Consider the following 20204-nt stretch of genomic DNA (forward strand, 5'->3'; position numbering starts at 1 on the left):
GGGCGTGGCGGGGAGGAGATCGAGATGACGGCTGCGACTGCGCGCGCCGTTCGGTTCGACCGGTACGGGGGCCGCGAGGTGCTGTACGTGACGGACATCGACATGCCCGCCGCCGCGCCCGGCGAGGTGCTCGTCGAGGTCCGCGCCGCCGGGATCAACCCCGGCGAGGCCGCCATCCGAACCGGGGCGATACATGAGATGTTTCCCGCGACGTTTCCGTCCGGCGAGGGCAGCGACCTCGCCGGCGTGGTGACCGCGCTCGGCCCCGGGGTCACCGAATTCTCGGTCGGCGACGAGGTTTTGGGGTTCAGCTTTCGCCGGTCCAGCCACGCGACCCATGCCGCGGTGCCGGTCGGCCAGCTGATTCGCAAACCGTCCGAACTCAGTTGGGAAGTAGCGGGTTCGCTCTATGTCGTCGGCGTGACCGCGTACGCGGCCGTCCGCGCGGTGGCGCCGCAACCGGGTGAGACCGTGGCCGTCTCAGCGGCGGCGGGCGGGGTGGGCAGCCTCGTCGTGCAACTTCTGGTGCTGCGGAAGGCGCGGGTGCTCGGCATCGCCGGGCCGGGCAACGCCGACTGGCTGCGGGCTCACGGCGTCACCCCGATCCCATATGGCGACGGCCTGGCCGATCGGCTGCGCGCGACGGCGCCCACCGGCATCGACGCATTCATCGATCTGTTCGGCCCCGAATACGTGCAGCTCGCCGTCGACCTCGGCGTCGCACCCGAGCGAATCGACACCATCATCTCGTTTCAGAAGGCCGGCGAAGTCGGCGCCAAGACCGAAGGCAGCGCCGAGGCGTCGACCCCGGAGGTGCTGGCCGAGATGGCCGACCTCGTCGTCAGCGGCACCATCGATTTCGAGGTCGCCGCCACCTATCCGCTGGATCGGGTCGCCGACGCCTACGAAGAATTGGAGAAGCGGCACACCCGCGGCAAAATCGTTCTGCTGCCCAACGTTTCACAATGAGGCGGCCGGGCCCACCACACCGGCCTGCACGATCTTGACGACCACCAGCGCGACCGCCACGACGAGGTAAGCGCGCAGGGTGAACAGCCCAGCCCGGCGGGTCGGCGACATGGCCGGGCGCGCCAGACCCGCGAGGCTGGGGGTCTGCCACGTCATCCGGTCCTGTCGGCGCACGGCGCGCCGCTCTGCACGCGTGAGCGTCGGGGTGTCGTCGAGCTCGTCGACCTCCTCAGGGTCGAGGCCGCCCCCAAGCGTCCGCACGATGGCTTCCGCGTCGCGCAGCCCGGTATAGCGGCGGCCGGCGATGATGACGGCGGCGCCGCCGATGACGCCGATCGCCGCGCCGGCCGCGAGCCCGGTCTCGATGGTGGACGTCGACAGCCCCGGGAAGAACGTCGTCGCCGTCAACGCCAGCGACAGCAGCACCAGCGACCACACGATGGTCCACGCGACGATGTTCTGCCGCACACTGTTCGCCCACGGGCCCAGCACCGCCCGGTCGTTGCATAGCAGCACGAGGAAGACCGTCGCCGAGGGCAGCAGGACACCGGCGAGCGCTTGCACACCCTGGGTCACCAGACCGAGGATGTGGTCGGGGCTGAACGCGACCGCCGCCGACACCGCGAGCAGCAGGGCGTAACCGCCGTAGAACAAGGGGGCCTCGGTGATTTTCCAGTGCAGCGAGTGCCGCCTGCCCATCGCGTCCCCGATGGCATAGGTGGTGGCCAAGCCGATGGCGTTGGCCCCGATCAGCGACGCGTCGAGCAGGATGATCGCGAACAGCGTCCCAACCGTGCCGCCGAGGTGCTTGGACAATCCGGCCGCCACCGCGCCGGCGTCGGTGAAGTGACCCACGTCGGTGGTGCCGGCCAAGCCGAAGGCGGCGACCGCCATCAGGGCCGTCGCACCGACCATGACCACGACGATCCCGATCACCAAATCGGCTCGGGCATAGGACATCCAGCGGGCGGTGATGCGCTTGTCCACCACGTTGGACTGCTGGAAGAACAACTGCCAGGGCGCCACCGTGGTGCCCACGATCGCGATCACCAACAGCAGCACCGTGGAGTTGACTCCGCCCGCGAATCGCGGAACGAGGCCGCCGGCAACCCCTCTGGCTGTCGGGTGCGCCAACAGCACCATCGGGATGACGAGTACGTTCACCGCGATCAGCAGGAACATCAGCCCCTCCCACCGGCGAAACGACCCGCCGGCCACCACCGCGAACAGCAGGACGGCGGCGGCCGGGATCGCAATCACCTTCGGGCAGCCCAGAAACCCGAGCGCCAGTGCGACGCCGATGAATTCGGTGACGATCGTCAGGGCGTTCAGGATCAGCAGGTCACCGACGCTGAACGCGCCCCAGAATTTGCCGAAGCGCTCGAAGATCAACCGCGCGTGACCGACCCGGGTGACGGCGCCGAGCCGGAGCACCATTTCCTGGTTCACGTAAAGCACCGGAATCAGCAGCGCCAGCGTCCATAGCAGGGCCATCCCGTAGTTCTGCCCGGCCTGGGCGTAGGTCGCGACACCGCCCGCGTCGTTGTCGCCGACCATGACGATCAGCCCGGGACCGCTGATGACGAGCAGCGTGCGCAAACGGCGCCAGCGCCCGCCCGATGCGTCGGCGCCGTCACGCCGGATACGGCCGAACGCACCGACGATGTCGCCGGTGTGGGCGGCATCGGGATGCGTTGGCGCAGCGGCGTTGACGGCGCCGACGGCCTCAGAAGAGACGGAGGTCACGGTGTTCTCATGGAATCCGTCACCGCCGGTTGCCGGTCGAGGCGTGCCCGCCGAGCGAGGCGGTGACGACCGCGATCGGCGTCCGTGACACGTACAGGTTGGCCCGCTCCTGGGGAGTCAGGGTGGTCCGCGCGTGCACCTTGCCGGCCAGCAGCCGCGCCGAGCGCAGCAGCGCCCGTCCGCGCCCACCGGTCCGACCGTGAACGCGTTGTGTGACAACAAAAGCCATGATCTTCTCCTTTGGGGAGGTCCGATCGGCTCAGCTCATGGCGCGGGTCAGGGGCGGCAGCTCGCGGGCAGGCATTGCGCGCGAATCACCGGAACGCCCGTGAAAGCTCAGGCGGCAGAAGGAGTGCCGGAACCGGATCGGGACAAGACGGAATTGGGATACGGACTATCGCTTGGACTGGTCTCGCTCATCTCGCCCTCACCTCCTCACGGCCACGACACACGCGGGTGTCACATTTCACCTGAAACGGGAGAGGCACGAATGCCGGCGACGTGCCGGCCGACGCACCCCTCTCGTCGGAGCTTCGGCACTGCACGGCGTATCCGAAAATAATCGACGGTCGCGACCCGCTTCGCCCGGCTTCGCCGCGCTTGCGATCGCTCCTCGTTCCGGAAGCCACTTGGGCTCAACCCTTGGGTCCGGGAAGAGCTGTCCTGACCCGGGGCGTCTCTCGACGTTCGGGGTCAGTGGCCTGTGTCCATGCAGACGCCTCACCTACCGAGGTGCTTGCGAAACCCTTTTTACACCGCGGTCCAGGACCCGTCAAACTGATTGACATATCCCTTACGGCAGCTCACCGCCCCTCCGGCCTGCGCGCGGACGGTTGCCCACCGCCGGCGCCTACCCTCGACAGCATGGCCAACACTCTGCAAGATCCGAAGGTCGCGAGCATGCTCGACCGCATGTATACCGAAGCGAAGAACCAGATGTCGCTGTTACGCCAGCGGCATGGCGACTTCGACCGGCCGATGACCGCGCAGGAGCGCGCCGACGCGATGAGCGAGTTCTACATCCCGGTCACACCCGAAGCGGGCCGGCTGCTCTACGCCCTGGTGCGCTCGACCCGTCCGGCGACGGTCGTCGAGTTCGGGATGTCGTTCGGCATCTCCGCGCTCCACCTGGCGTCGGCGGTGCGGGACAACGGCGCTGGACAGGTGGTGACGACCGAGCTCAACGACACCAAGATCGCCGCCGCGCGACGGACGTTCGCCGAAACCGGCCTGGACGACGTGATCACCATCCTCGAAGGAGACGCGCTGGCCACGCTGGCCGGTCTGGACGGGTCGATTGACTTCGTCTTGCTGGACGGTTGGAAGGACCTGTATCTGCCGGTGATCGAGTTGCTCGAACCGCGGCTGTCGACGGGGGCGTTGGTGGTGGCCGACAACACCAGCGCCGCAGACACCCAGCCGTATCTGGACCGGGTGCGCAACCCCGCGAACGGCTACGTCAGCTTCAACTTCGCAGTACGGGATAGCGACAGCATGGAAATCAGCTGCCGCACCGGTGATTAGGGCCTACCGCAGGGATTCCTCGAGCCACGGCGTCAACCACTTCACCCCTTCGGGGGTGAGGTGCACACCGTCGCTGCGCACCTTGATGCCGTCGACCTTGGCGGTGTATACGCCGTCCGGACAAAGCTTTTTGTTCAGGTCCAGGATTTGGACGTTCGGATGGTGGCTGACGGTCTTGCGCAGCATGGTGTTCCACAGGTTCACCCGGTCGGGCTGGTCCTCCGGATACAGCCGGCCGTCCGGCTTTTCGCCGCCCCTGCTGTACGGCACGGTGGCGACCACCACTCGAACGCCGGTGGAGCTCACGATGTTCAGCGCCCGCTCCAGCTCGCCGTTGAGGTACGCGTCGAAGGTGGGGTCACCGATATGCGTCCATTGCCCCTCGTTGACGCGGTCGACTGTTTCCCAGCGGCCGATGATCAGCAGCGCGACGTCCGGCTGGTCCTGGCTGACCTGGTTCGACCATCGGATCGGCCAGCCGTCGCATTCGGCTCTCTGCTGCAGGGTTTGGCCGATGTAGCGATACGGCGTGCCGCGCACCAGGCTGCAGCCGATGACGGTGTGGTCGAGGAACGCGAATCCCGGGGTGGGTGGCAGGTAGTGCATCCACGTCCACCCGATTGAATCGCCGAAGACCGAAACGGTGAACGGCCGGTTGGGGTCCCGGGGGCCGGGCGGGCGGCTGCCACCCGGCGGGGAGGGAGACACCGCGGCGACCGCCGAGACTCCCGGCGGCAGCCCGGCCTCACGCAGGCCGGGCCCGGTCCCCACCGGAACCACCAGCAGCGTCACCGCGGCGGCGCTGGCCACCGTCGCCGCCGCGAGCGGCAGCAGCGGCACTCGCGCCGGCCGCCAGCGCCGGATGGGTTGCTCGATCAGCCACCACGACGCCGCGGCCAGCACCACCGTCGCGCCGCACCGGGCGGCGAAGAGTGGCAGCCCGCTCCAGCCGGTGTGTTCGCCGTTGAGCGCCAGGAAGATCGGCCAGTGCCACAGATAGACGCCGTAGGAGATGGTGCCCAGCCACACCAGGGGTGGCGCGGCCAGGACGCGGGCGATCGCTCCCCGCTGCTCCAGGGCCACCGGCGCCACCACGAGGACGGCGGCGATCGCGACCCCGAGGAGCAGACCGTGGCGGAACTCGCCGCTGCTGCCGGTGGCGTAATGAGTCGCCGCCGCGAGGCCCGCCAAGCCGGCGAGTGGCAGAACGCGGGCGACTCGCCGGGCCCACCGGGTCCGGATCAGGCACCACCCCCGGTTCAGTGACGGCCAGTCGCGGACCAGCAGGGCCGCCGCCGCGGCGCCGGTCAGCAGCGCCTGCGCGCGGGTGTCGGTGCCGAAATAGACGCGGTCGCGCGTGTCGTCGGACACCATCACCATGGCGACCGCGGCCGAAGCCAGCGCCCCGACGGTGGCGATGACGAACGTGGCGAAACGGACCCCGCCCACGGTGGCCCGGGTGGAGCGGCGCCTGGCTCGCGCGGCCAACAGCAGCGTTACCGCGATCAGCAGCACCGGCCACACGAAGTAGTACTGCTCCTCGACCCCGAGTGACCAGGTGTGCTGCAGCGGCGACGGCGGGGCGCCCTGCGTGAAGTAGTCGGTCTTCTGAGCGACGAACCGCCAGTTCGCCATCCACACGAACGCCGCGATCGCGTCGTCGCGCAGGCCGGTCAAGGACCGATCGGGAAGCAGTTGGCGGGCCGCCGCCACCGTGAGCACCATCAACATCAGGGCCGGCAGCAACCGGCGCGCACGGCGAATCCAGAAGCCGGTCAGCTCAATACGGCCGGTGCGTCCCAGCTCGTCCAAAAGCAGCGAGGTGATCAGGAACCCGCTGAGCACGAAGAAGACGTCGACGCCGATGAATCCGCCGCTCACGCCGGGGATACCGCCATGGCCGACCAGCACCAGCGCGACCGCTATCGCGCGCAACCCATCGAGTGCCGGAATGCCGCCGCGTCGCTCCGGCTTGTCCCAGATCGCCAGCCGACCGGCCCTGCGCACGGGAGCGACCCAGCGGGGCTGCCGAGCACGACGGGCCGGCACGGGATCGGTCCCGCCCGGCTCAGCGCTCGCGGTTAGTGCGCCCTGACCACCATCTCGCCCGGCGCCATAGTTGATGCCGATACGTCGCTGCCCCTCCTCTTGATCGGAGCCAGCTTAAAGGCGATACGGCCGGATCGACCGGAGACACGCGAAGACCCGCTTCGCTTTTGGCCGGTGCCGCGCGTGCTATACGGGCCCGGCCGGTTTCACGTCGGCCTTCACCTCGACGAGGGCCAGCCCGAGCTCTTCGAGCACCTCTTCGGTATCCGCGCCGAGCTCCGGGGCCGGCCCGGCGACGCGGCCCGGCGTGCGGGAAAACCAGGTCGGCACACCGGGGAACCGAACCGGGCCGTACTGCGTGTGCACGGTCTCGAAGAAGCCGACGGCGTTGAGATGCTCGTCGTCGAACAGGGTCGCCGGGCTGGACAGCGACGCGGCCGGTATCTCGAGTTCGCGGAACAGATCCAGCCACTCCTGCGTCGTCCGCTGCGCCATTGTCTCGGCCAGCAGCGCGTACACGGCGTCGATCTGGCGCGCGCGCCGCTCGAGTGTGGCGTACAGATCGCTCTGCCACGGGGGCCGCACCGCGTCCATGAACGCGGCCCAATGCTTGTCGTTGTAGATCAGCGCGGCGATGTAGCCGTCACTGGTGCGGTACGGCCGCCGGTTCGGCGCCACCGTCCGCGGATACACCGCGGGGCCCAGCGGCGGATCGAACATGGCGCCGTTGGCGTGTTCGACGAGCATGAACGACGCCATCGTCTCGAACATGCCGACTTCGACCTCTTGTCCCTCGCCGGTGCGCTCGCGATGGAACAACGCCATCATGGTGGCGTAGAGCGCGGTGAGGCCGGCGACCTTGTCGGCCATGATCGTTCCGACGTAATTGGGTTCACCCGTCAACTGCTCTTGGACGAACGGCAACCCACACGCGGCCTGGATGGTGTCGTCGTAGGCGGGCAGGTCCCTGTTGGGTCCGCGCCGGCTGTAGCCGTAGCAGTTGGTGTAGACGATGCCCGGATTGATCGCCGCCACCTCGTCGTAGCTGAACCCCAGCCGGGCAACCGCTTTGGAGCGCATCGAATGGATGAAAACGTCGGACCGTTCGATGAGCGCGCGCAGGACGGCCTTGCCCGAGTCCGACTGCAGGTCGACGGTGATCCCCCGCTTGCCGCGGTTGACGTTGACGAAGACGCCACCCATGCCCCTGGCCGGCCCGACCGACACATAACGCGTGTCGTCGCCTTGCGGGGGTTCGACCTTGATGACGTCGGCGCCCATGTCGGCCATGATCTGCGTGCAGTAGGGACCCATCACCATCGCGGTGAGGTCGACCACGCGCACGCCGGTGAGCGGGCCGCCGTGGTGGCCGGGGCCGGCCCCGCGGCTAGGCATTGCGCGCGCCTTCCTTGCGTGCCGCGGTTCCGAAGCTGTAGCGGATGTGGTCACCGTGCCCGTCGGGCACGACGGGAAACACCAGTGGCGCGGCCAGATAGCGGACGGCGTCGATCTGCTCGGCCACGTCCTCGATCGACCACGACGATCGATGCACACCGGGGGTCTCGGCGATCACCGCGCGGGCCACGCGACCGGCGATGGCAACCAGGATTTCACCGGTGACCGGGCAGCTTTCGTGCGCCAGCAAGCCCACCACGGGCGCAACCAGCTCGGTGCCCATCGGCGGATAGGCCGAGATGTCCAGTCCCTCGGCCATTCTCGTCACCGCCGACGGCACGATGACGTTGCAGAGCACCCCGTCAGCCGCGCCTTCCAGCGCGACGACATTGGACAGACCGAGCAGGCCCGCCTTGGCGGCGGCGTAGTTCGCGACGCCGTGGTTGCCGTACAGGCCGCCGATCGACGAGGTCAACACGATGCGGCCGTAGCGGGCGTCGGACATCAGCGGGAACGCCGGCCGCGCAACGTGGAAGGCGCCCCGGAGGTGAACGTCGATGACGGCGTCGAAGTCCTCGTAGCTCATCTCCTTCAAGGACCCCCGCCGGACGTTGCCGGCGTTGTGGATCAGGACGTCGATGCGTCCGTAGTTGTCCAGCGCGGCTTGGATGATCGCCTGGCCGCCCTGCGGCGTGGTGACCGATTCGGTGCACGCGACCGCGTCGCCACCCGCGGCCCTGATCTCGCTCACCACGTCGTGCGCGGGACCGGCGTCGGCGCCTGCGCCGGTCAGTGCGCCCCCCGTGTCGTTGACCACGACCTTGGCGCCGCGGGCGGCCAACAGCAGCGCGTACTCGCGGCCCAGCCCCCTGCCGGCGCCGGTCACCACCGCCACCCGATCGTCGAATCTCAGCTGCGCCATCACGATCCCAGCACTAGGCCGTCCAGGTCACCCTTGGCGCGCCATTCGGCCAGCAGGTCGCTGAAGGCGTAGAACCCCGGCCCGTACGGTTCGCCGAGGTGGGAGCGGATGCCCTCGCCACCGCCGCCGCCTTCGTTGTTGTAATAGCCCGGCGTGCACTCCATGTCGAATTGGCTGTTGTCGATCGCCGTGTCCTTGACCGTCTGGCACCACTGGTCTTGGGCGGCCTCGCTGGGTTCGACGGTGGTCGCGCCGCGGGCCAGGGCCTCGGAAATGATGTAGGCGATGTGCTCGCCCTGCAGTTCATAGTTGGCGGCGATGTTCGCGGAGATGCCCACCTGGGTGAACCCGGTGAAGAACTGGTTGGGAAAGCCGCGGCTCGTCATCCCGTGCAACGTCTTGTACCCGTCGTGCCAGTAGTCGAAGAGCGACACCTCGTCGCGGCCTTCGATCGCGTCGATGGAATACCGGCGGCTGATCTCGGTCGTGATCTCGAACCCGCTGGCGTAGATGATGCAGTCGACCTCGTACTCAATACCGTTGGCCACCAATCCCTTTGCGGTCGCCCGCTCGACGCCCTTGCTGGCCGACACGTCGAGGAGGGTCACGTTGGGACGGTTGAAGGTCTGCAGGTATTCGTCGTTGGTGGTCGGCCTCTTGCACAGGAACCGGTAGTAGGGCTTGAGCGCTTCGGCGGTCTCGGGATCCTCGACCAGGCTTTCGACCCTGCGCCGCAGCCGCTCCATCACTTTGAAGTCTTCCTCGTCACGGATGGCCATGAACTGCTCCGGCGTCATGGCGGCCGGATCGGCCAGCGCGAGGACCCGCGCCGCGGTGTTGCGGCCCAGCTCGGTCCAGAAGTCGCAGACCAGATCCGGCTGGCCCAGCGCCATCCCCTCGAACGTCCAGGCATGGAAGTTGCGTTGTCGCTCCTTCTGCCAGCCCGGCTTGAGCCTCTTCACCCACTCCGGATCGGTCGGCGCGTTGTTGCGCGCACCGACCGAAGAGGGCGTGCGCTGAAAGACGTAGAGGTGCTTGGCATGCCGGCCCAGGAACGGCACGATCTGGATGGCCGTCGCGCCGGTGCCCACCACCGCGACCCGTTTGTCGGCGAGCTTGTCCAACCCACCGGACGTGTCCCCACCGGTGTACTCGTAGTCCCAGCGCGAGGAGTGGAAGCTGTGGCCCGCGAAGTCGTTGATCCCCGGTATGCCGGGCAGTTTGGGCCGGTGGAACGGTCCCGAGGCCATCACCACGAAGCGGGCCCTGATGTCGTCGCCGCGGTCCGTGCTGATCCGCCAGCGCTTGCCGGGCTTGTCCCAGTGCAGCTCGCGGACCTGGGTGGAGAAGATGGCCGAGTCGTAGAGACCGTAGTGCTTCCCGATGCGCCGGCAGTGGTCGTAGATCTCGGCGCCGTCGGCGAACTTCTTCGACGGAATGAAATTGAGCTCCTCGAGAAGTGGCACGTAACAATAGGACTCGTTGTCGCACTGGATGCCCGGGTACCGGTTCCAGTACCAGACCCCGCCGAAGTCACCACCCAGCTCGATGATGCGGACGTCGTCGACGCCCGCCTTCTTCAGGTAGGCGCCACACAGCAGGCCACCGAAGCCGCCACCGATCACCGCGACGTCGATGTCCGCCGAGATCGGATCCCGCACCAACGGCGGTGAATGCGGGTCGGTTTCGTAATATCCCGCGAAGTCGTCGACCAGTTCGACGTACTGCTTGGATCCCTCCGGGCGCAGCCGCTTCTCGCGCTCCCGGCGGTACTTCTCGCGAAGCGCCTCGAAGTCGACGTCGTCCGGGGTCTGCGATGGCGGGCAATCCGGGTTCGTCATGCCAGGGCGTTCTCCGGTAGCGCCGCGGCGTGCAGGGGCGCGGCCATCTCCTGCACGGCGGGCAGCACCTCCTTGGCGAACAGTTCGGTGCTGGCCATCGCTTCGGCGTAGGGCATGGTGCCGAACTGCGGGACGATTGTCAGCTCCGCGAACGAGCACGCCTCCTGGGCGGCCTTGATCCGGTTGAAGATCTCCTCCGGCGTGCCGATCAGCAGGTTCGACGCGTGGTAGCCCGGCGTCTTGGACGGGCCGGCCTTGGCGTCACCGGTGACGGACGACGCGAGGACGGCCGTCGCGGTCGCCTCCCGCGCAGCGTAAGCCTCGTAGCCCTTGACGCCCTTGAAGTTTGAGGCGTCGGCGAACCCGTAGTGCACGGTGACGTCGCGGTTGGCCGTCCAGATCCACTCCTCGGATGCCGCGGGGTCACCGGTGGTGCAGTACATGAACATCACGTTCTTCGGCTGGCAGGGCGGCAGGCCCTCCTCCTTGCGGAACGTGTTGACCTTCTGCACTTCCCGTCCGGCGTCCTCGATCGGCTTGTTGCCGACGAAGAGCGGCACCATGCCGCGGCGGGCCAGGATCTCCAGCGACTCGGCGGTCGAGGACGAGCTGTAGATGCGTGAAAAGAGGTCACTGCTGAGCGGTTCGGGGCGCAGCGACATTTCGGGGACCTTGAATATCTCCCCCTCGTAGGAGAACCGCTCGCCGGAGAATGCCAGCTGCAGGATGTCGAGGGTTTCGTTGAACCGCTGCCTGCTCTCCTCCCGCGGCACGCCGACGGCGTCGAACTCTCCCTTCGAGACCCCGCGGCCGATCCCGATCGTGGTGTAGCGGCCGTTGGAGAGGATATCGAGGTAGGCGATCTGGTGCGCTAGCCGGACGGGATGCCACCACGGCGCGACGACCACGAAGGTGCCCAGGCCGACCCGCTCGGTGCGGCCGGCGAAATAGCTCAGCGCCTGAATGGGATTGGGCGTCATGCCATATGGCGTCCCGCAGTGCTCGGGCATCCAGATGCCGTCGAACCCGAGCGGCTCCGCCAGGTCGGCGATCGCCAGCGTCGCCTGGACGCACTCCCAGTCCGGGGTGGCCGGCGGCCGGCTGAAGTCTTCGGCGAGCACGCGCTCCCAGTCGTGGGAGTTGTGCGCGCCGAAACCAAGATTGACCTTCATCGTTGTATCTCCGTTGCTAGTTCTTTCGGGGCACCGGTGCCCAGGTACCGGGCGAGGTTGCGGTGCAGGTTGGCGGTGCTGCGTTCCATGTACGGGTTGGGCTTGGGGCCACGGAAGCCGTACGACTTCATGCCTTTCTGGACGGCGGCCATGTTGGAGAAGTCCTGCGGCAGCACGCTGCGCCAGTTCGGGTCGTCCGGCGGTGCGTACACCCATTCGGTCTGCGGCTCTTCGCCTTTGGGGTAGAGCTCGTAGCACGAGGCTTCGAAGATGCACTTGTCGGGGTCGTAGCCGAAGGGGCGGGCGCTGTAGCACAGCGCGGTGGTCAGGCCCTGGCCGATCTGGAAGTTCGGGAAGATCTGCCACGCGGTCCCGCTCTTGGCCAGGTGTTCGGGGTCGATGGTCGGCCACTCGACGCCCCGCGCGGCGTCGTCGCGCCGCGCCGAGGACAGCCAGTGCTCGAGCACCCGGCCGGCGGGGGTGTCCGCGGGCAGCTCGTCGACCAGCCGGCGCGCCGCCTCCACCAGGGTCTTGGTGGTGGTGGCGTTGGTTTCCTCCAGCGTGTAGATCTGCATCTCGGCCGTCGAAATCCGCGGGTCCGCACCGGTGCCCAGGCGGATCTTCGATTTGGTCTCTTCGAGCCCCTTGGGCGCGTCGTAGCCGATGTTGCTGTGCTTGCCCTGCGCCATCGCCCAGCCGCGGAAGTTGCCGAATTTGTTGAACTGCGGATGGGTGGTGGCGACGTGGTAGGTCTCGTTGAAGGCCTCCATCGCGACCTTCCAATTGCATTCGAAATACAGCCATTTCCGCCATTTGCAGCGCATGTCCTGCAGGCGAAACGGGTCGAGCATTGTCGCGGCGGGCTCGAGGTAGTCCCGCAACGGCTCGCACGCCGGATCCATGTTGATCCAGACCCAGCCGCCCCAGGTGTCGACGTTGACCGGCGCCAGGTGGGTGTTCTCCGGCGTCAGCGCGCCCTGCCAGTCCTGCCGCTCGGGCACGTGGGTGCAGGCGCCGTCCTGGTCGTAGGTCCAGCCGTGAAACCCGCACACGAACGACTTCTTGTGGCCGCAAGCGTTTCTCGCGCCGTCCGGGGTGTCGACCAGCCTGCGCCCGCGGTGCATGCACACATTGTGGTGAGCCTTGAGCGTGTCGGGTCCGGTGCGGATCACGACGACGGAGTCGTCCAGGATGTCGTAGGTGAGGTAGCTGCCGACCTTGGGCAGGTCTTCCACGCGCCCGACTTGCTGCCACACCTTGCGCCAGAGCTTGTCGCGCTCGGCGCGCAGGTATTCCTCGGAGAGGTACGCCTCCACCGGAATCGTGACCGGCCCGGTCAGCTCCTCGGGCGCGGCCGCGCCGTTCTGTGTCATCGGGTTCCTCGCTTTCTACCCGTCCCAGCGCGTGATCGCCGCGCGGAATGTTTCGTCCTTGAGGAACACAGAGGTGTTGTCGGCGCCCAGGTGTCCCCACTTGAGGTTCAATCCGCCGTCCACCAGCAGTGTTTGTCCGGTGATGTAGCTCGACAGGTCCGACAGCAGGAAGAGGACCGCACTGGCCACCTCCGCGGGACGCCCGCGGCGGCCCATCGCGATGGCGCGGCGATCGCGCTCGGGATCGGAGTCGACATACGTGGCCGACGCCGGTGTCTCGGTCACCCCCGGCGCGACCGCGTTCACGCGGATCGGGGCCGCGCTGTCGGCCAGTTCGAGAGCCATGGTGCGGGTTGCCGCCACGATCGCGGCTTTGGCTGTGCCGTAGGCGATGTGGAAAGGCGCCGTGTTCATCCCGCTGATCGACGAGATCGACACGATGGAGCCCGGACGGTCGAGGCCCTTCAGTTCCGCGGCCACCGCCTGACTCATGAAGAACATCGTTTCGAGGTTGCGGGTGAACAGGTCGCGCCAGTCGGCGCGTGTCACCCGGGTCGACGGCATCCACGTCGACGGGTCCGCGCCGCCGGCGACGTTTACCAGCCCGTGCAGTTCACCGTCGGCCCGCCGCACGGCGTCGATCGTGGCCCGCACCCCGTCTTCGGTGGAGGCGTCGGCCGCGACGGGCACGACGGTCAGGCCCGCGGCCCGCAGCGGCCCGAGGTGCCGGTCGAGGTTGTCCTGGCCCCGGCTCACCGCGACCACGGTCGCACCGGCCTCGGCGACCATGCGGGTGACGGTGGTCCCGATGCCGCCCCCCGCCGCACCGGAGACCACGACGATGCGCCCGTCCAGGCTCAGCAGGCCGCCTACCATTGGATCAACCAATTGTCCGGACAAGATAATGATGTGCACTCATCAGAGAGCATGATTCTCTCGGGGATGGCGACCCGTCAAGTGCCGGATTGCATCGGGTCGAGGCTATTGTCTGGACTATTGGTCGATTGCTAACGTGCGAGCGGTGATGGCCGGATTGTCACAGTCGCAGGGTCGCTTCTCCGCCGAGCGGGCGCCGAGCGTCGCAGAGGGCTGGAGTCTCGCCCGCCTGACGCCCCCGAGCCGGCTCTTCGGCGCGAACGGCCTGCGCACCGGCCCGAACGGCCGCATCTACGTCGCCCAGGTGACCGGCAGCCAGATCAGCGCCCTCGACCCGGCGACCGGTCGGCTGGACGTCGTCAGCGCCAAGGGCGGCGACATCATCGCGCCCGACGACGTGGCCTTCGACCCGGACGGCAACCTGTTCGCGACCGAGGTCATGGACGGCCGGGTGAGCGTGCGGGATGCGGCGGGCCGCACCCGGGTGCTGCGCGACGACGTGCCGTCGGCCAACGGCATCACGTTCTACCGGGACCGGTTGTTCATCGGCGAATGCCGCGACGGCGGCCGCCTGCTCGAGCTCGACCCGGCGGGCGGCGCGGCGCGCGTGCTGCTCGAGAGCGCGCCGTCGCCCAACGCGATGGAGGTCGGGCCCGACGGCATGCTGTATTTCCCGCTGATGGGGGCCAACGAGATATGGCGCATCGACCCCGCCGGCGGCGAACCCGAGCGGGTGGCCGGTGACCTGGGTGTCCCCGACGCGGTGAAGTTCGATTCCCGCGGGCGCATCGTGTCGACACAGGTACACAGCGGCCAGGTGCTGCGTATCGACCCCCGCAACGGCGACCGGACCGTGCTGGCCACGCTGAATCCCGGCCTGGACAACCTGACGTTCGTAGGTGAGCGGTTGTTCGTCTCGAACTTCACCGGCGAGATCACCGAGATCCTCGGCGACGGCCGTACTCAGACCGTGCTGCCGGGCGGGCTGAACTGGCCGCTGGACCTGGCGGTCGGTTCCGACGGCAATCTCTACATCGCCGACGGGACGTACTTTTATGTGCTCCTCTCGCCCGGCGACGATCGCGAGCGCGGCGAAGCCGGGCAAAGCGGGTCGTCGCCCATCAAGCACGGTTCATTGCGAACCGCCGGAATGCTGTTCAGCCCGGGCTATCCGGGCTTCCTGCGCGGGTTGGCCGCCGTGGCCGACGGCGAGTTCGTCGTCACCACCTCCAACGGGCAGGTGGCCCGCTATCGGCCGGCCAGCAGCGAAAGCCAGGTGATGGCAGAGGGTTTCGATCAGCTCTACGGGGTTGCGGTCGCCCCGGGCGGTGCCGTGGTGGCGGCGGAACTGGGCGCGGGACGGGTGCTGTCCATCCGGTCGGGCGCGGTCGAGGTGGTCGCGACCGGGCTGAGCGAACCGGTCGGGGTGGCCATCACCCCCGATGGGGGATGCCTGGTTTCCGAGGCGGGCGCCAGGCGAGTGGTCCGACTGGGCGGCGCGGGCGGCACGGTATGCGACGACCTGCAGCGGCCCCAGGGCATCCTGGTGCGCGACGGGCAGCTGTACGTGGTGGACGCGGGCGCCAAGGAGTTGGTCGCCGTCGACCTGGACACCGGCGCGCGCCGCACCATCGCGTCGGGCCTGCCGGTGGGTGCGCCGCCCGGCGTGATGCCGAAGCCGCTGCGCGGGATGCCGCCCTTCTCCGGGCCGCAGGGCCCGTTCGCCGGTATCACCGCCGGGCCGGACGCCACGCTGTACATCTCGGCGGACGCCGACGGCAGCGTGCTGGCATTGCGGCGGGATCCTGAAGGGGAGAGATGACCGAAGCCAGAGTCGTCGACCACCGATACCTACAGGTCGCCCGCACATTGCGGAAAGAGATCGTGGAGGGCGTCTATCCGGTGGGCTCGCAATTGCCAACCGAACACGAACTGTGTGAGCGATTCGCGGTGAGCCGCTACACCATTCGGGAGGCCCTGCGGCGCCTGCGCGAGGACAACCTGGTGTCGTCGCGCCCACGGACCGGAACCCTCGTGGTGCCGCGGCCGTCGGCCGACTCCTACGTCCAGCACGTCATGTCGATCAACGACCTGCTGGCGTTCGCGACGGACACCCGATTCGCCATCGAATCGGTCGCCATGGTCACCATCGACGACGAACTGTCCGCCCGGACCGGGCTGACGACCGGCGAACAATGGCTGACCGTGCGCGGCTTCCGGCGGGCCGTCGCCACCGAGTCACCTGGGTACGCGCTCTGCCGCACCGAGTACTACATCAACCGCGCGTTCGCCGGCGTCGGCCGGTTGCTGCAGCGCCACGAGGGCCCCATCTTCCCGCTCATCGAGGACCTGTTCGGCCTCAGCATCGTCGAGGTCCAGCAGGAGATCGCCGCGGTGGTCATCTCCCCGGACCTGGCGGCCGGGCTCGAGATCGATTCGGGGACACCGGCATTGCAGGTGCAACGGACTTACACGACCTCCGACGGGCGGGTCGCCCAGGTCACCATCAACACCCATCCCGCGTCGCGCTTCCGGCACTCGATGACGATGCGGCGGGTTCGTGGCTAAGCTGCCGCAATGGCATCCACCCGGAAGCTGATCGACGGGCGGTGGGTCCGGTGGGACGACGAACGCGCCGCCGAGGCCTACGCGCGCGGTTGGTGGGTCCCCGGCACGCTGGCCGACGCGCTGCGCGAGGCCGCCGAGCGCACGCCGCAACGGGTGGCGCTCGTCGACGGGGACCGGCGGCTGGACTGTGTGAGCCTGTACCGACAGGCAACGGCGCTGGCGCACGCGCTGCTTGCGCGGATCCCACCGGGCAGCGTGGTCTCCTTCATGCTGCCCAACTGGCACGAGGCCGCGGTGATCTACCTGGGCAGTACGTTGGCGGGGATGGTGGCCAACCCCATCCTGCCGTCCATGCGCGACCGCGAACTCCGGTTCGTCCTGGAAGACGCCGACAGCCGAATGATCTTTGTCCCAGCGCAGTTCGGTCACCACGACTATGTCGCGATGCTGGGCCGGGTGACCGCGCAGCTGGAGTCGCCGCCCGAGGTCGTGCTGGTGCGGGGGGACCCGGATGGGGATAGCGTCGCCTACGAAGCGCTGCTCGAGGAGCGGCCCTCGGGCGCGGGGCTGCCCACGCTGAATCCCGATGCCGTCCGCATGATCCTCTACACGTCGGGCACCACGGGACGGGCGAAAGGCGTTCTGCATAGCCACAACTCGATTCACGCGCTGATCCGCCAGCTCGGTGAGCACTGGCTCGTCGAGCCGGGCGACGCGTTCCTGGTGGCGTCGCCGATCGCGCACATCGGCGGTTCCATCTACGCGTTCGAATGCCCGCTGCTGCTGGGCACGACCGCGGTCTTGATGGACCGGTGGGACGGCGACGACGCCGTCGCTCTCGTGCAGGCCGAGCGGTGCACACACATAGCCGGGGCGACACCGTTCCTGGAGCACATGCTGGCCGCGGCGGAGCGCGCCGGCACCCGGCTGCCGGATCTGAAGCTGTTCGTCTGTGGCGGCGCGTCGGTGGCGCCCGCGCTGATCCGCAGGGCCGCGGCCTTTTTCGAGTCGGCGATCGTCACCCGGGTGTACGGATCGACGGAAGTCCCGGTCACCACGGTCGGGTCGGTGCGGGACATCGATCACGCCGCCGACACCGACGGTCGCGTCGGCCTGGCCGAGGTCAAGCTCGTCGGCGGGGAGATCCACGCGCGGGGGCCGCAGATGCTGACCGGCTACCACCACCCCGAAGACGAGGTGGACGCCTTCGACGACGAGGGCTTCTTCCGCACCGGAGATTTGGCGCGATGGCTCGACGACGACTACCTGGTCGTCACCGGACGCGCCAAGGACATCATCATCCGCAACGGTGAGAACATCTCACCAAAGGAAGTCGAGGACATCCTCGCCGGACACCCCGGCATCGCGGAGATCGCCATCGTCGGGCTGCCCGACGACCGGACCGGGGAACGGGCCTGCGCCGTCGTGGTGCCCGTGGGCGGTCCCGGCCTCGATGTGGCCAGCCTGCGCGGCTTCCTGGAAGAGTCGGGGCTGGCGCGGTTCAAAGCCCCTGAGCAGCTGGTGCTTTGGGATGTGCTGCCCAAGAACGACGCGGGGAAGATATTGAAGCACCAGATCAAGGCGGCGCTCATGAAGGCGGAGCAGTGACATGCAGGTAGCGGTGGTGACGGGGGCGAGCGGCGGGATCGGCTTCGGCTGCGCGGTCAAGCTCGCCGAGGCGGGCATGGCGGTCGTGGCGACCGGGAGAAACGAGGAGAAGCTCGCCGGGCTGGCGCGCCACATCGGCGACCCCGACCGGGTGGCGACGGTAGCCGTCGATCTCACCGACGACGATGCGCCCAAGCGGATCACCGACACCGCACTGGACAGGTGGGGCCACATCGACTTTCTGATCAACATCGCCGGGATAGGCAGCCCCAAGCCGGTGCACGAGACGGACGACGAATCGCTGGACCATTTCCTCGGTTTGATGCTGCGTGCCCCGTTCCGCCTCATCCGGGAGGTGCTGCCGCACATGCCTCCCGGGTCGGCAATCATCAACGTCACGTCGACCTTCGCCGTGGTCGGCGGCCTGCGTGGCGGCGCGTACTCGGCGGCCAAGGGCGGCCTCACGGCGCTGACCACCCACATCGCCTGCCAGTACGGGGCGCAGGGGATACGTTGTAATGCGGTGGCGCCCGGGGTGATTCAGACGCCGATGACCGAGCATCGCCTGCACGACGAGCGGTTCCGGCGTATCAACACCGAGATGACACCGCATCAGCGTCTGGGCACGGTCGACGACGTGGCGAGCACGGTGGCGTTCCTGTGCTCGCCCGGTGGGGCCTTCATCAACGGCCAGACGATCGTCGTCGACGGCGGGTGGAGTTCGACGAAGTATCTCTCGGAGTCGGCGCTGACGTCGGAGTGGAAGCCGCGCTGATCATCCCGTCTCGAAGTGCTGGCGGATGCCGGCCAGCATCTCGATGTGCGCCTTGACGGCCTCGCGTGTTGTCATCGGGGCGAGCAGCCGGGGCGCCGCTATCCGGATTCGCTCGGTGACACGGGTGCCCGCCGCGATCGGCTCGAAGCTCACCGTCCCGCGCAGGTGAACCCCCGGGGACTGGTCGGCCTCGGTCAGCACGTCGCCCGCCGCCGGCACCCGCAACCGGGCCCGGTAGGTGATGGTCATTCTGAACGGCCCCAACGGAATCCGGTCCCGAACCCGATAGCTGTGGACGAAACCGTCCGCGGTTTCGGTGCGCGACAGCGTCTCCACGGACACGATCAGCGGATGGACGATCTTGATGTTGTCCAGGTCCACGTAGAAGTCACGGACTTCGCCCGGCCGCGCCGGCACGTCCTCGGTCAGCGTGTGCTCGGCGTGGGCGACCCACCAGCTCATGCGGAGAACTCCGCGAGCAATTCCGCCGTGCGCCACCAGATCAGCACGGCGAACGCCGCCAGCACCACGATTGTCACCGCGGCCTGAACCGTGTTCCGCCGCTGAGGTGGCGGGTAGACGTAGGCCGCGGCGACCAGCCCACCCGTGACCAGCCCGCCCACGTGCGCCTGCCAGCTGATGCGTTGCGAACTGATCAGCGGGACAACGAAAGTGAAGACCAGGTTGATCGCGATGACCGCGACCACCCAGCGGACGTCGACGGCCAGCCGCTTGCCCACCACGAAGGTGGCACCGAAGAGACCGAAGATCGCCCCGGAGGCGCCCGCCGTGGCCGTTTCGAGCGGCGACACCAGGTAGACCAGCACCGAGCCGCCCAACCCGCCGAGCGCGTAGAGCGCGCCGAAACGCAATCGGCCCAGCCACATTTCGAGCGGCGGCCCCACCACGTAGAGCGCCCACATGTTGAACAGCAGGTGCGTTGCCCCGTAGTGCAAGAATGCCGACGTCACCAGGCGGTAGAACTGGCCGTCGGCGACCGCCGGCGGCCAGAGCGCGAGCTGCCTCTCCAGCTGCCCCGACGCCATCTGCAGCACGAACGCCGCCACGTTGACCGCGATCAGGGCGTACGTGAGCACCGGCGTCGCCGACCGTTGCCGCCCACCGAAGCGGGTCCGGGGCTGCCGGATGGTCCGGGCGCCCGCCCGGACGCACTCCACACACTGCTGACCGACGGCGGCGCTGCGCATGCAGTCCCCGCAGATGTAGCGCTCACAACGGTTGCAGCGCACATACGTCGGGCGGCCCGGGTGCCGATAGCAACTCGGGGCCGTGGGCGGCGAATCGGGTGCGCTGGGTGCGCTCATCGCCCTATTCTGGCCCGCTTCGCCGCGCCCGGCGCAGCGCTTGGGCAAACCTATTTTCTGA

Annotated in this window: 17 protein-coding genes and 1 riboswitch; of the genes, 6 read left to right on the top strand and 11 right to left on the bottom strand. The window is 68.3% G+C overall.

What is annotated here, in order from left to right; all coding sequences use genetic code 11:
• The first annotated feature begins 24 nt into the window (after nt 1-24).
• Complete coding sequence (locus A5781_RS11055; protein ID WP_067204911.1) at nt 25-969, top strand: NADP-dependent oxidoreductase; 945 nt, start codon at nt 25-27, stop codon at nt 967-969.
• Here A5781_RS11055 and A5781_RS11060 read toward each other — a convergent pair.
• Nucleotides 961-2715, bottom strand: a complete 1755-nt coding sequence (locus tag A5781_RS11060) for an NRAMP family divalent metal transporter (protein ID WP_067204914.1) — start codon at nt 2713-2715, stop codon at nt 961-963. The genes A5781_RS11055 and A5781_RS11060 overlap by 9 nt on opposite strands.
• A 19-nt stretch (nt 2716-2734) precedes the next feature.
• Entirely contained in the window at nt 2735-2944 is a 210-nt protein-coding gene (locus tag A5781_RS11065; protein WP_067204917.1) for a hypothetical protein, read from the bottom strand.
• Between the two features lie 281 nt (nt 2945-3225).
• Nucleotides 3226-3454: riboswitch (M-box (ykoK) riboswitch) on the bottom strand.
• 125 nt (nt 3455-3579) lie between these two features.
• Between A5781_RS11065 and A5781_RS11070 the strand changes: the two genes are divergently transcribed.
• Nucleotides 3580-4239: an O-methyltransferase gene (locus A5781_RS11070; RefSeq protein ID WP_067204920.1), complete on the top strand. Its 660-nt coding sequence runs from the start codon at nt 3580-3582 to the stop codon at nt 4237-4239.
• 3 nt (nt 4240-4242) lie between these two features.
• Here the strand turns inward: A5781_RS11070 and A5781_RS11075 are convergent, their stop codons facing one another.
• The 7 genes from A5781_RS11075 to A5781_RS11105 all read right to left on the bottom strand — a co-directional run bounded on the left by A5781_RS11075 (nt 4243) and on the right by A5781_RS11105 (nt 13867).
• On the bottom strand, nt 4243-6288 hold the full coding sequence (locus tag A5781_RS11075; RefSeq protein WP_156624546.1) for an acyltransferase family protein: 2046 nt from the start codon (nt 6286-6288) through the stop codon (nt 4243-4245).
• Nucleotides 6289-6474: 186 nt separating this feature from the next.
• Entirely contained in the window at nt 6475-7683 is a 1209-nt protein-coding gene (locus A5781_RS11080) for a CaiB/BaiF CoA-transferase family protein (protein WP_067204927.1), read from the bottom strand.
• The gene (locus A5781_RS11085) at nt 7676-8605 is read right to left on the bottom strand and encodes an SDR family NAD(P)-dependent oxidoreductase (protein WP_067204930.1); all 930 of its coding nucleotides are present in this window, start codon (nt 8603-8605) and stop codon (nt 7676-7678) included. Before A5781_RS11085 ends, A5781_RS11080 begins: the two co-directional genes overlap by 8 nt.
• Nucleotides 8605-10446 (bottom strand): NAD(P)/FAD-dependent oxidoreductase, encoded by a 1842-nt coding sequence (locus A5781_RS11090; protein ID WP_067204933.1) that lies wholly within the window; start codon nt 10444-10446, stop codon nt 8605-8607. The genes A5781_RS11085 and A5781_RS11090 overlap by 1 nt, the downstream gene beginning before the upstream one ends.
• Nucleotides 10443-11618, bottom strand: coding sequence for an LLM class flavin-dependent oxidoreductase (locus A5781_RS11095; RefSeq protein WP_067204937.1), 1176 nt, complete (start codon nt 11616-11618; stop codon nt 10443-10445). The genes A5781_RS11090 and A5781_RS11095 overlap by 4 nt, the downstream gene beginning before the upstream one ends.
• Nucleotides 11615-12991, bottom strand: a complete 1377-nt coding sequence (locus A5781_RS11100) for an SRPBCC family protein (protein WP_067204941.1) — start codon at nt 12989-12991, stop codon at nt 11615-11617. Before A5781_RS11100 ends, A5781_RS11095 begins: the two co-directional genes overlap by 4 nt.
• A gap of 15 nt (nt 12992-13006) precedes the next feature.
• Complete coding sequence (locus A5781_RS11105; protein ID WP_067204945.1) at nt 13007-13867, bottom strand: SDR family NAD(P)-dependent oxidoreductase; 861 nt, start codon at nt 13865-13867, stop codon at nt 13007-13009.
• Nucleotides 13868-14015: 148 nt separating this feature from the next.
• Between A5781_RS11105 and A5781_RS11110 the strand changes: the two genes are divergently transcribed.
• Genes A5781_RS11110 through A5781_RS11125 form a run of 4 tightly spaced genes read left to right on the top strand, consistent with a single transcriptional unit; the run spans nt 14016 to nt 18818 of the window.
• Nucleotides 14016-15689, top strand: coding sequence for an SMP-30/gluconolactonase/LRE family protein (locus A5781_RS11110; protein WP_067204948.1), 1674 nt, complete (start codon nt 14016-14018; stop codon nt 15687-15689).
• Nucleotides 15686-16435: a GntR family transcriptional regulator gene (locus A5781_RS11115; protein WP_067204952.1), complete on the top strand. Its 750-nt coding sequence runs from the start codon at nt 15686-15688 to the stop codon at nt 16433-16435. The genes A5781_RS11110 and A5781_RS11115 overlap by 4 nt, the downstream gene beginning before the upstream one ends.
• Before the next feature lie 9 nt (nt 16436-16444).
• A complete protein-coding gene (locus A5781_RS11120) occupies nt 16445-18043 on the top strand; it encodes an AMP-binding protein (RefSeq protein ID WP_067204955.1) in 1599 nt (532 codons plus the stop codon).
• Between the two features lies 1 nt (nt 18044).
• Nucleotides 18045-18818 (top strand): SDR family NAD(P)-dependent oxidoreductase, encoded by a 774-nt coding sequence (locus A5781_RS11125; RefSeq protein WP_067204958.1) that lies wholly within the window; start codon nt 18045-18047, stop codon nt 18816-18818.
• Here A5781_RS11125 and A5781_RS11130 read toward each other — a convergent pair whose 3' ends face one another.
• Together A5781_RS11130 and A5781_RS11135 are read right to left on the bottom strand one after the other, a co-directional pair.
• Nucleotides 18819-19280, bottom strand: coding sequence for an SRPBCC family protein (locus tag A5781_RS11130; protein ID WP_067204961.1), 462 nt, complete (start codon nt 19278-19280; stop codon nt 18819-18821).
• Nucleotides 19277-20143, bottom strand: a complete 867-nt coding sequence (locus A5781_RS11135; RefSeq protein WP_067204964.1) for a rhomboid family intramembrane serine protease — start codon at nt 20141-20143, stop codon at nt 19277-19279. Before A5781_RS11135 ends, A5781_RS11130 begins: the two co-directional genes overlap by 4 nt.
• Nucleotides 20144-20204: the final 61 nt, after the last annotated feature.

The sequence above is a fragment of the Mycobacterium sp. 852002-30065_SCH5024008 genome (assembly GCF_001665645.1).
Taxonomy (GTDB): Bacteria; Actinomycetota; Actinomycetes; order Mycobacteriales; family Mycobacteriaceae; genus Mycobacterium; species Mycobacterium paraffinicum.